Source organism: Fibrobacter sp. UWB4 (genome assembly GCF_002210345.1).
GTDB lineage: Bacteria > Fibrobacterota > Fibrobacteria > Fibrobacterales > Fibrobacteraceae > Fibrobacter.
This window is the reverse complement of record NZ_MWQI01000001.1, coordinates 1094596-1106739: the sequence shown is the minus strand read 5'-3', so window position 1 is coordinate 1106739 and position 12144 is coordinate 1094596. Positions and strand designations below refer to the sequence as shown.

Annotated in this window: 7 protein-coding genes; all 7 read left to right on the top strand. The window is 52.4% G+C overall.

The features are described from left to right. Positions 1 to 11 precede the first annotated feature (11 nt). The 7 genes from nadE to purL all read left to right on the top strand — a co-directional run bounded on the left by nadE (position 12) and on the right by purL (position 12050). A complete protein-coding gene (gene nadE / locus B7990_RS04680; protein ID WP_088639838.1) occupies positions 12 to 1487 on the top strand; it encodes an NAD(+) synthase in 1476 nt (491 codons plus the stop codon). Between the two features lie 95 nt (positions 1488 to 1582). Then, positions 1583 to 2161 (top strand): peptidylprolyl isomerase, encoded by a 579-nt coding sequence (locus B7990_RS04675; protein ID WP_088639837.1) that lies wholly within the window; start codon positions 1583 to 1585, stop codon positions 2159 to 2161. Positions 2162 to 2359: 198 nt separating this feature from the next. After that, complete coding sequence (locus B7990_RS04670) at positions 2360 to 3769, top strand: hypothetical protein (protein ID WP_254917323.1); 1410 nt, start codon at positions 2360 to 2362, stop codon at positions 3767 to 3769. 16 nt (positions 3770 to 3785) lie between these two features. Then, positions 3786 to 4901 carry a hypothetical protein gene (locus tag B7990_RS04665; protein WP_088639835.1) on the top strand — a complete coding sequence of 372 codons (1116 nt, stop codon included), beginning with the start codon at positions 3786 to 3788 and terminating at the stop codon, positions 4899 to 4901. Between the two features lie 198 nt (positions 4902 to 5099). Beyond that, positions 5100 to 6719 (top strand): citramalate synthase, encoded by a 1620-nt coding sequence (cimA, locus tag B7990_RS04660; RefSeq protein WP_088639834.1) that lies wholly within the window; start codon positions 5100 to 5102, stop codon positions 6717 to 6719. Between the two features lie 53 nt (positions 6720 to 6772). Continuing rightward, positions 6773 to 8062 (top strand): histidinol dehydrogenase, encoded by a 1290-nt coding sequence (hisD, locus tag B7990_RS04655; protein WP_088639833.1) that lies wholly within the window; start codon positions 6773 to 6775, stop codon positions 8060 to 8062. Positions 8063 to 8174: 112 nt separating this feature from the next. Further along, entirely contained in the window at positions 8175 to 12050 is a 3876-nt protein-coding gene (purL, locus tag B7990_RS04650; protein ID WP_088639832.1) for a phosphoribosylformylglycinamidine synthase, read from the top strand. Positions 12051 to 12144 lie beyond the last annotated feature (94 nt).

The window sequence follows — 12144 nt, the reverse complement described above, 5'->3', positions numbered from 1 at the left end:
AGGATATTAAAATGAAACTTTATGTGGTACAGATGAAAATTTTGCCGGGCAATGTCTCGGCGAATATGCAAACGATGAAGGCCGCTTTTGACCGCGCTAAGGCTGCCGATGTAGATTGCGTTGTGTTTCCACGAAATGCTTTGACGGGGCCTTCGAATAAGGCTCTCCCTGTAGACTGGGCCGAGATCCGCAAGTATGCGGGCAACATGCCGTTCTTCTTGTGCGGTGACGTGCTTGACGATACGCCGCTTTTGAACGTGGCTCATGTGACCCATGGCAGCGACTTTTATGTGATCGGTCGTCGTGAAGCCGAAAACAAGGAACTGTCGCACTTGGCGAAGGACTGCGCTATGCCGGTCATTTGCCTGAACGGTGTCGGGACTGACAATACTGGTAAGAACATCTATGCGCTTGCTGGCGGCAGCCGTGTGTTTGACTGCGATGGAAGAATCGTCTTTGAAATGCCTCTCTTTAGCGAGGCCGAGGCGGTCGTTGAATTTGTCGATGGCAATGTGCAAGTTTATGCGGAATCATCAAAGCCGTACACGAGTGAAATCGCCGAGATTCACGATGCGCTCGTTTTCATGATCCGAGAGAACTTGAAGATGTTCCATATCTCGCGCATGGTCATTGGCGCAAGTGGCGGTATCGATAGCGCTGTATCTGCAGCACTTTATGCCGAAGCGATTGGACCGCAGAATGTGTATCTCGTGAACATGCCGACGCGCTTCAATTCGGATACGACGAAGAATGCGGCTCGTGACTTGGCCGAGAACCTCGGAACGCCGTACATGGTCGCCCCGATTTCTGACATTATTGAATCTGTCTGCCATACGCTTGAACGTTGCTCCTTTGTCCGCAACGACACTGTGATGAAAATTGCAGGGATCAACCACGAGAACTTGCAGGCGAGGACGCGCTCGGCTTCGATCCTTTCGACGGTGGCATCCGTGGTGGGCGCTGGCGTGACTTGCAATGGCAACAAGAGCGAAGCGATGGTCGGCTACTGCACTTTGTACGGCGACACTTGCGGTGTGATGTGCGCACTTGGCGACTTGTGGAAAACGCAGGTCTATGCGCTTGCCCGTTACATCAATCGAGATTCCGAAATCATCCCGAAGGCGTCGATCGATATTCCGGCGAGTGCGGAACTATCTGAAGCGATGAATGTCGATGAAGGTAAGGGCGACCCGATTCTTTACCCGTACCACGACAAGCTCTTTGCGATGTGGGTCGAGAAGGGTGTAAGCCTTGCGCATACCGAAAGGCTTGCGATGGAAGGGACTCTCTGCGAAACGCTTGGTGTGGATGCCGCCTACTTCAAGGCTCATCTCCCGTCGGTCGAAGCCGCTCTTGAGGACATGCGGTTCTGGTACCGTAGATTCAAGGGACTTGCCTTGGCAAAGCGCATCCAGTTCCCGCCGATTCTTTCGGTGAGCGGACACGCCTTTGGCGGCGAATACCGCGAAAGCCAGGTGAGTGGTTAGTCTGTCTACTGCCTACTTCCTACTGCCTACTAATTTTTCTACATTTGGGCTTCAAGATTCAACCGCGGGTGCGCTCGCGATTCTAAAGGATATTTATGAAAATTGCAGAAAAAACAGTCGTCCAGATGCATTACACCCTCAAGTCTGACGAAGGTGCTGTCGTCGATTCCTCCGCAGGTCGCGAACCGCTTCAGTACATCCAGGGCATGCACATGATCGTTCCGGGCCTCGAAAAGGCCATGGTCGGTCACGACGTGGGCGACAAGTTTGACGTTGTCGTCATCCCGGCCGAAGGTTACGGCGAATACGATGAACGCATGACTCAGGAAGTTCCGCTGAACGTTTTCCAGGGTGTCGATCATGTTGAAGCTGGCATGATGTTCTATGCCCAGACTCCGAATGGCCCGATGCCGATTCGCATCAAGTCTGTTGGCGAAAAGACTGCTGTCATCGATGCCAACCACGAACTTGCAGGCAAGAACCTCAACTTTGCGATTGAAGTTGTCTCTGTCCGTGAAGCTTCCGAAGAAGACCTCAAGCCGTTCGAACACCACTGCTGCTGTGGTGGTCACGATGGCGAAGACCATGAATGCGAATGCGGCGGTCACAAGGAAAACTGCGATGGCAATGGCGGTTGCGGCTGCGAACACCATGCCGAACACCACGGCAAGTAACGCCTTGCTTTGGGTCTACAGCCCTCCTTCAAAAAAATTGAAAAAAAAGACTGGAACCGGACGTACGTTCCGGTCTTTTTTTATTTAATTTAAAGTAAGGAGTTGTGGAATTTTCACTAGAGGTTGGATATGCGCTTTGCAAAAATTTTATCAGTGGCTACTTTGCCAATGTTTTTCTATGCCTGTGGCGGTGACTGTATGCACATTACACCACCTCCTGGTGACGATAATCCACAGGATCAGCCCAAAGATTCTATTCCTCCAAATATTCCCGATAGCTTGCTGAGTCCCATCACGAGAGACTTTTCTAAAGTTTGGAATGGCGAAGGCACGGCTGAAAATCCTTACCAGATTGCAAGCGAAGAAGACCTTTCGAATCTTTCATTCTATGTGGATGATTCTTCGATGAGCTTTAGGGACAAGTTCTTTAAGCAGACGGCGGATATCGTTCTTAAAAAAGCCTGGAAACCGATTGGCCTTTGGGGCAAGAATCTTGAAGGTCTTTCTAAACGTCCCTTTAGCGGCTCCTTTGATGGTGGTTCCAAGACAATTACAGGCTTGAGCATCTCTGATACGGCAAGCTATAGTGGCTTGTTCGGCTATACTCTTGGTGCGCATATCAGCAATGTTGTTTTAAAGAATGTCTATATGAGCGTGGGAGCCTATGCGGGTTCCGTTGCTGGTAAAGTAGATTCGACAACGATTGAAAATTGTACGTTTGAAAATGTTGAAATTTCTGGAGCTGACCGCGTCGGAGGGCTTGTCGGTGCTGCAGCCCATACTAAGATTGTTGGCGTTTCTGGCGCAGGAACCGTTCAAGGCTCAAGTATTGTTGGTGGTCTTGTGGGCTTTGCTCAGGATGGCTCGATTACGGATGCTTCGAATAATTCTAGCGTAACGGGAACATCTACCGTTGGCGGTGTTGTTGGTTCTTTTGCAAGTGTGAGCAGCGAAGGCGTGATTAGTTCTGCATTCAACCATGGCGCTGTCGTTGGATCGAAAGATGTTGGCGGTGTTATCGCCTCGCTTTCTGGCAGCAAATTGGAAAAATCTGGAAACTACGGCACTGTAACCGCAGATGATAATAAGATGAGCAATGTCGGCGGTGTTGTTGCTGTCGCTTCTAACAAGTCCGTCTTGAATGAAATCTTCAATGTTGCTACGGTTACTGCAAAGAAGGCTATGGCCGCTGGTGGCGTTGTTGGCAGCTTGAAATATTCGACCGCTACAAATATGTTCAATATTGGCGAGGTTGCGGGTAGCGTCTATGGAAAAACAATGGGTGGCATTGTTGGGATTGTTGACGGTAGTGATTCCAAGTTGAGTTCTAGTTATAACGCGGGTAAAATTCCTAATGAAAATTATTCTGGAGCTGTTATTGGTAGAGTTTCTGCAACGGAAGACATCAAAGATGCTTATTTTGACAAAACGGTTGGTGCAGGTTGCCTTGAAATTGCCGATCACATGCTGGTAAATGTTCCGAGTGGCCTTTCTACCGAAGATATGAAGGCAGCTACGTTTATTGCGACACTGAATGGTTCTGGAAATGTCTGGAAAGCGGGTTCGGCTGCGTTTGGCGGCTATCCTGTCTTTGCTTGGCTTGAGTAATTTCTACATTTAGAACATGGCTAAAAAGAAAAAATTTTGGAAGTCGCCTTCTGCCGAGGCGGCTTTTCGTGGTAAAGAAGACCGTCTTCGCAAGACTCTTTGCGAAATTGTGAACGGACAAAGCCGTTTGTTGCACCGCCCGGACGAACTGTACGAGGCGATTGCGAACGGTCTTGACGATATTGAAAAAATCAAGGATGCGAAGCTCCAGCTTGAACTTTTGGCTTGGACGCTTCGCTGCGACTTCTTGGCGTTCAAGGCTGACGACGAAGAAATGGATACGTGGAACGACTTGTTCTACGATGCCGGAACGTTCTTTATCGAAGTCGCGAAGACTTATGACGACAAGGATTACATTGCGGACTTGATTCACGATTTGGCGGTGCGCCACGTGGGCGGGGAAGGTCGCGAAGTCGTGTTCCTCTCGATTGAAGATGTGATGCCGGTTGAACGCGCAAAGGCTTTGATTGAAGAACTCCTGGGCGTGATTGATGCGACGGAACTTGAAAATCGTGAAGACGTTCTCGATGCCATTTGCGATATGGCCGATGCCATCAAGGATACTGAAAACTTTGCGAAGGCTTCGCTTTACAAGGATCCGGACAAGAGCAATGCAACGCTCATCGACATTGCAAACTCTTACTTTGTCGCAGGCAACATTTCTATGGCAAAGCAGTGGCTCGGTGACGTGAAAGATCCGGGTGCCGAAGACGAAGAGGCGTTCCTCGATTTGCAGGCAGCCATTGCTGACCGCGAAGGCCGCAAGACGGATTGCCTCAAGTACGCCACGCGTTTGTACGAATGCTATCCGAAGGTCATGAACCTTTCGAGACTCTGCATGCTCAAGGACGATGCTGGCGTCGATAAGCTTTTATTCGATCACATCAAGTACCGCGATAGCGGCAAGTGCGACACGAGCTTGATGATGCTCCTTGCAAATCTCAAGAAGTTCGAATTGCTCGAAAGCTACGTGAATCATTACGAACGCGATTTGCCGGGCCTTGAAGCGTCTGAGCTGAATGCGATTTCGGATGAGGTGGAACGCGCTGGAGCAACTGAACTTGCTAAGCACATCCGCGAATGGACCGTCGAAGAACCCGAAGACGCCGAAGCCTTTGACGACAAGGAATAGCGATTACTGCGATAAGCCGGGCGTTGCGGGCTGGCGTCTGAAGCCCGCTAGAGAGGGTGATGGATGGTTCGGCAGGCTCACCAACCTTTTCTATGTCATTAGCCTGACGAAACAGAAATCAGGGGGAGACTTCCCCCACCTAACAACTTCCTACCGTCTACTTCCTACTGTCTACTCTTTTTTTCTATCTTTACAATCATGAATTCTTCTAAAAAAGTCCTTTTATACGATACAACTCTCCGTGACGGTAACCAAGACCGTAAAATAAGTCTCTCTCTAGCCGACAAGGTGCAGATTGCACGAATTTTGGACCATTTTGGATTTGATTATATCGAGGGCGGTTGGCCGAACCCGAGTAATCCGACTGACGAAGAATTTTTTAAGCTTATTAAAGATGTAAAGCTCAAGCACGCGAAGATTGCCGCATTTGGTTCTACGCGTCGTCCGGGAATTTTGCCCGAGAACGACCCGCTTTTGCAGGCGCTCATCAAGTCCGAAGCTCCGGTCAAGACGATTTTTGGTAAGAGCTGGGATTTGCATGTGACGGACGTTATCCGCACGACTCTCGAAGAAAACCTCGACATGATCGAGTCTTCTGTCGCATACCTCAAGGAACATTCCGAAGAGGTGATTTACGATGCGGAACATTTTTTCGATGGCTACAAGGCGAATCCGGAATATGCGCTCGAAACGCTCAAGGCGGCCGAACTTGGCCATGCCGATTGCATCGTGCTTTGCGATACGAACGGCGGAACGATGCCCTGGGAGATTGAACAGATTATTGCGGAAGTGCAAAAGCGTATTTCGACGCCGCTTGGCATCCATGTGCATAACGACAGTGGCCTTGCCGTGGCAAACTCGATTTACGCTGTGAAGGCGGGCTGCGTGATGGTGCAGGGCGTGGTGAATGGCTACGGCGAACGCTGCGGTAACGCAAACCTCACGACGATTGCCGCCGATTTGAAGTTCAAGATGGACTGCGATTTTACTGCCGCAAAGAAGCTCTCGCACTTGCGCCAGCTGAGCAGCAATATCGACCAGATTGTGAACTTGCCGAGTGACGTGCATGCTCCGTATGTGGGTGATGCTGCCTTTGCCCATAAGGGTGGTGCCCACATCGATGGCGTCATGAAGGTTAGCCGCAGCTTTGAACATATCGACCCGCATACCGTGGGCAACGACCGCGTGTTCGTGACGAGCGACCAGGCGGGTGGATCTCTCGTTGTCGAAAAGCTCAAGGCCATCAAACCGGGTATCGACAAGAAGGATCCGTTGGTTGCAAGCCTCCTCAAAGAAATCAAGGAACGCGAAAACGCTGGCTGGCATTTTGACAGTGCCGAAGCAAGCTTCAAGTTGCTCGTGTATCGCCATTTGGGAATGGTCAAGGAACCGTTCAAGGTGCTCAACTACCGCGTGATCGAAGATAAGACTCCGCAGGGCGTTTCTGTGTCGCAGGCTACGGTCAAGCTCCAGGTGGGCGACCAGATTAGCCATCAGGTGAGCGAAGGCGATGGCCCGGTGAACGCACTCGATGCCGCACTCCGCAAGGCGCTTTTGCCGTTCTTCCCGTGCATGGGAAGTGTGCGTCTGGACGACTTCAAGGTTCGCGTGCTCGGTTCCAATGTGGCATCCGATGCTACGGTTCGTGTGTGGACGACGTTTGGCGATGAACACGGCTACTGGAACATGGTCGGCGTTTCGAGTAACATCATTGAGGCCTGCTGGACTGCTTTTGTCGATGGCCTTACGTACAAGATTTTACTTGAAGACAACGTTATCCCGAATGCATACAAGCATTTGGATGTGGCGTCCGTCTAAATTCGCTGAACTGCGCCGGGTTTAAGAGTTTTAAAAATAGAAGGTCTGTTAAAATGAAAATCGTAAAAGTCACTCCGAAGTCTCAAGAAATCGAAAGAATTTGTGGTCGTGAAGTAGCTCCGAGCAAGGAAATTCACGACAAGGTCATGGACATTCTCGCCGACATCAAGAACGGCGGTTATGCCAAGGCTGTTGAATACGCCCAGAAGTTCGATGGTCTCAAAGGCAAGAACCTCCGCGTGTCCGAAGCCGAAATCAAGAAGTCTGCCGCCAAGTGCCCGCCCGAAATGCAGCGTGCGCTCAAGCAGGCTATCAAGAATGTTCGCGATTTCCACGTGAACCAGATGGAAGATTCTTGGCTCATGGAAGGGAAGGACGGCGTGGTTCTCGGCCAGCGTATCCGCCCGATGAAGCGCGTGGGTCTCTATGTTCCGGGTGGTGCTGGCATTTATCCGAGTACCGTCATTATGAATGCGGTTCCGGCTATTGTCGCTGGTGTCAAGGACATCGTTGTCGTGACTCCGATCAAGGGCGAAATCAATCGCGCTGTAGCTTTTGTGCTTTGCGAACTCGGCATTACCGAAGTTTACCACATCGGTGGCGCTCAGGCTATCGGCCTCCTTGCTTACGGTGCCAAGGATGGCAAGGGCAAGGTTGTCGTGGAACGCGTCGACAAGATTGTGGGGCCGGGTAACGTCTTTGCCGCTGTCGCCAAGAAGGAAGTTTTTGGCATTGTCGATATCGACATGGTGGCAGGCCCGTCCGAAGTGCTCGTGCTTGCAGACAACACCTGCGATCCGGACTTTGTCGCTGCTGACCTCTTGAGCCAGGCAGAACACGGTTCTGGCTTTGAAGCCGCTATTTGCATTACGGACAACATGGAAACCGCACAGATGATTAGCGAATGCGTCGATATCCAGGTGGAAAATTCCCCGAAACGCGAATTGCTCCAAAAGGTGCTCGACAACTTCGGTCGCATCCTCGTGGTGAAGGATTGGTTCGACGGTGTGGCCATTGCTAATGCCATTGCTCCGGAACACATGGAAATCATGACGGACGAAGCCGAATCGATGGCAGCCCAGATTGAAAATGCGGGTGCCGTGTTTATTGGCCCGTGGTCTTCTGAACCGGTGGGCGACTACTTTGCAGGCCCCAACCACGTTCTCCCCACGAACGGCACGGGGCGCTTCTTCAGCCCGCTTGGCGTCTATGATTTCCTCAAGCGCATGAGCATCATCAAGTACTCCGAAAAGGCGATCAAGAAGAATGCGAAGGCCATCGCTGTCGTGGCGAACGAAGAAGGCTTTATCCACCACGCCGCCGCAGTTCTCAAGAGACTGTAATTAAAAGACGCATTTGTGAAAGGCTCCGCATTTTGCGGAGCTTTTTCCGTTTGAAAATATCCTCAAATTGCTATATTTGGGGCGGTAAATATTTAGGCTAAAAGAGGTCAAAATGCTCATTCTTCGTGGTACTCCGGCTCTGTCGGATTTCCGTCTGCAAAAGCTTTCATCTGATTTTAAGGCCGCTGGGATTCCGGTTGCATCTGTGTATGCGGAATTCCTCCATGTGGTGGATTTGTCCGCCGACCTGACCGCTTCCGAAAAGGAAACGCTCGAAAAGGTCCTTCATTACGGCCCGATGCGCGAAGTCAAGGCGCTCGAAGGTGAACTCTTTGTGGTCTGCCCGCGTCCGGGTACGATCAGCCCGTGGAGCTCGAAGGCTACCGATATCGCTCACATTTGCGGCCTCCCGGCGATCAAGCGCATCGAACGCGCTATTGCTTACTACGTGAAGTTTGAAGGTGCAGCTCCAGCTGGCGCACGTGAAAAGATTTCTGCCAAGATTCACGACCGCATGACTCAGGCCGTGTTTGCTGATACTGCCGCTCTCGAAGTTCTCTTCAGCAAGGAAGAACCGCGTCCGCTCAATGTGATTCCGGTGCTCACTGAAGGCCGCGACGCTCTCGTGAAGGCTGACAAGGAAATGGGCCTTGCCCTTTCCGCCGACGAAATCGATTATCTCGTCAAGAATTTCACTGAACTCAAGCGCAACCCGACCGATGTTGAACTTTACATGTTCGCTCAGGCCAACTCGGAACACTGCCGCCACAAGGTGTTCGGTGCCGAATGGACCATCGACGGCGTGAAGCAGGACAAGTCCTTGTTCCAGATGATCAAGAACACTTACCAGCTCCACAATTCCAACATCTTCAGCGCTTACAAGGATAACGCTGCTGTGATGAAGGGTGCAACAGCTGGCCGCTTCTACGCTGACCCGCGCAACAACAAGTATGACTTCCACAACGAAGAAGTCGACATCCTCATGAAGGTCGAAACCCACAACCATCCGACGGCTATTTCTCCGTTCCCGGGTGCCGCTACGGGTAGTGGTGGTGAAATCCGTGACGAAGGTGCAACGGGTAAGGGTTCCAAGCCGAAGGCTGGCCTTACGGGCTTCAGCGTTTCGAACCTCAAGCTTCCGGGTGCAGTTCAGCCGTGGGAAAAGGACTTTGGTAGCCCGTCTCGCATTGCTTCCGCTCTCGACATCATGATTGATGGCCCGCTCGGTGGTGCCGCATTTAACAACGAATACGGCCGTCCGAACATCCTCGGTTACTTCCGTACGTTCGAACAGGAAGTTTCTTCTGAAAAGGGTACCGAAGTTCGCGGTTACCACAAGCCGATTATGCTTGCTGGCGGTCTTGGCAACATCAAGCACCAGCACATCGAAAAGGGTCACATCGACCCGGGTGACCACTTGATCGTTCTCGGTGGTCCGGCTATGCTCATTGGTCTTGGTGGCGGTGCAGCTAGCTCTGTTGCTAACGGTGCCGGTAACGAATCTCTCGACTTTGCTTCTGTGCAGCGTGAAAACCCGGAAATGGAACGCCGCTGCCAGGAAGTCATCGACCGCTGCTGGGCGATGAACGAAGAAAACCCGATTACGTTTATTCATGACGTGGGTGCAGGTGGACTTTCGAACGCCTTCCCGGAACTCGTGAACGATGGCGGCCTCGGCGGTAAGTTTGAACTCCGCAATGTGCCGAACGACGAACCGGGCATGAGCCCGTTCGAAATCTGGAGTAACGAATCCCAGGAACGTTATGTTATCGCTATTGCTGGTGACAAACTCGACGTGTTCGACGCTATCTGTAAGCGTGAACGCTGCCCGTACGCAGTGGTGGGCGAGGCCATCCCTGAAAAGCACCTCACGCTCACTGACAAGCACTTCGGCACGACTCCGATTGACATGCCGCTCGGCGTGCTCCTCGGTAAGCCGCCTCGCATGATCCGCAATGAAAAGTCCCAGAAGCGCCCGCTCTCTTCTCAGGTGGTGCCGGCTGGTGTGACGGTGAAGGACCTTGCACATCGCGTGCTTGCTAACCCGACCGTTGCTGATAAGACGTTCTTGATTTCTATCGGTGACCGTTCCGTGACGGGTATGATTTGCCGTGACCAGATGGTTGGTCCGTGGCAGGTGCCGGTTGCTGACTGCGCCGTGACGAGTGCAACGCTCGACACTTACGAAGGCGAAGTCATGAGTATGGGCGAACGCGCTCCGATCGCTCTCATTTCTCCGGCCGCTGCAGCCCGCATGACGGTTGCTGAATCCCTCACGAACATGGCTGCCGCTTGCGTCCCGGATATGGGCCGCGTAAACTTGTCCGCAAACTGGATGGCTACGCCGAATTACGAAGGCGATGGCGCTGACCTTTACGAAGCTGTGAAGTCCATCGGTATGGAACTCTGCCCGGAACTTGGCATTACGATTCCGGTCGGTAAGGACTCCATGAGCATGAGCACCGTGTGGCAGGACGAAAAGGGTAGCCACCGCGTGACCGCTCCGATTTCTCTTGTGATTAGTGCCTTTGCTCCGTGCGCTGACGTTCGCAAGACTCTCACGCCGCAGCTTTTGCAGAAGAAGGATACGACGCTTGTGCTCGTGGACCTCGCTCGTGGCAAGAATCGCATGGGCGCATCCATTGCCGCTCAGGTTTACAACCTCCTCGGTGACAAGGCTCCGGATGTCGATTCCGCTAAGGAACTCCGCGCCTTCTTCGAAACCATCCAGAAGCTCAACGCCGATGGCAAGATTATGGCTTACCACGACAAGAGCGATGGCGGCCTCTTCACGACGGTTGTCGAAATGGCATTTGCCGGTCACGTGGGCGTGACGCTCGACGCTACTGCTCTCAAGGGCAATGTGATTGACGCTTTGTTCAACGAAGAACTCGGTGCCGTTCTCCAGGTTGCAAACGCAGACCTCGCTGCTGTGAAGGCCGCATTTGAAGCTGTCGGTCTCGGCGATACCGTTTCTGAAATCGGTAAGCTCAACGATACGTACAACATTGTGATTGGCGACTACGCCGAAGGCCTCTCTGACCTCCGCGCCATCTGGAGTGATACGACTCGCCGCATTGCCGCTCTCCGTGACAATCCGGAATGTGCCGAAAGCGAATACAAGCTCAAGCTCGAACAGGACGATCCGGGTATCACGCCGAAGGTCACCTTCGATCTCGCTGCTAGCGCCAAGGTCATCAAGGATTACGCAAGCCGCCCGAAGATGGCTATTCTCCGTGAACAGGGCGTCAACGGCGAACTCGAAATGGCTGCTGCATTTGCAAAGGCTGGCTTCGAATCTATCGACGTTCACATGACGGATATTCTCTCCGGTCGCGTAAGCCTCAAGGATTTCAACGGTCTCGTCGCTTGCGGTGGCTTTAGCTACGGTGACGTTCTCGGTGCAGGCGAAGGCTGGGCCAAGAGCATCTTGTTCAACCCGAAGGCTCGTAGCGAATTCGAAGCTTACTTCAATCGCAAGGATACCTTCACGCTCGGCGTTTGCAACGGCTGCCAGATGGTCTCGAACCTCAAGGATTTGATTCCGGGCGCTAAGCACTGGCCGCGCTTTGTGCAGAACATCTCCGAACGTTTCGAAGCTCGCTACTGCTCTTTGAAGGTTGAAGATACGCCGGCTGTGCTCCTCAAGGGCATGGCTGGTTCTGTGCTTCCGATTGCAGTTGCTCACGGCGAAGGTCGTGCCGAATTCGCAAGCCGCGAAGCTGCCGAAGCCTGCCTCAAGACAGGTCTCGTGGCTCTCCGCTATGTCGATGGCAAGCACGAATACACCGAACGCTATCCGCTCAACCCGAACGGTTCTCCGTTTGGCATCAACGGCCTCTGCTCTGAAGACGGTCGCGCTCTCGTGATGATGCCGCACCCCGAACGCGTGTTCCGTACCTGCCAGTACTCCTGGCACCCGGCTGAATGGGGCGAAGATGGTCCGTGGATGCAGCTGTTCCGCAACGGCCGTATCTTCGTAGGGTAATTGCCTTAGCTGTGTCTTCCTGAGCAGCGAATAGCCTCGAAGGATCCAGTTAAGTCTAGACAAATCCGCTTCTTGCTTTACCGCAGGGGCGGAT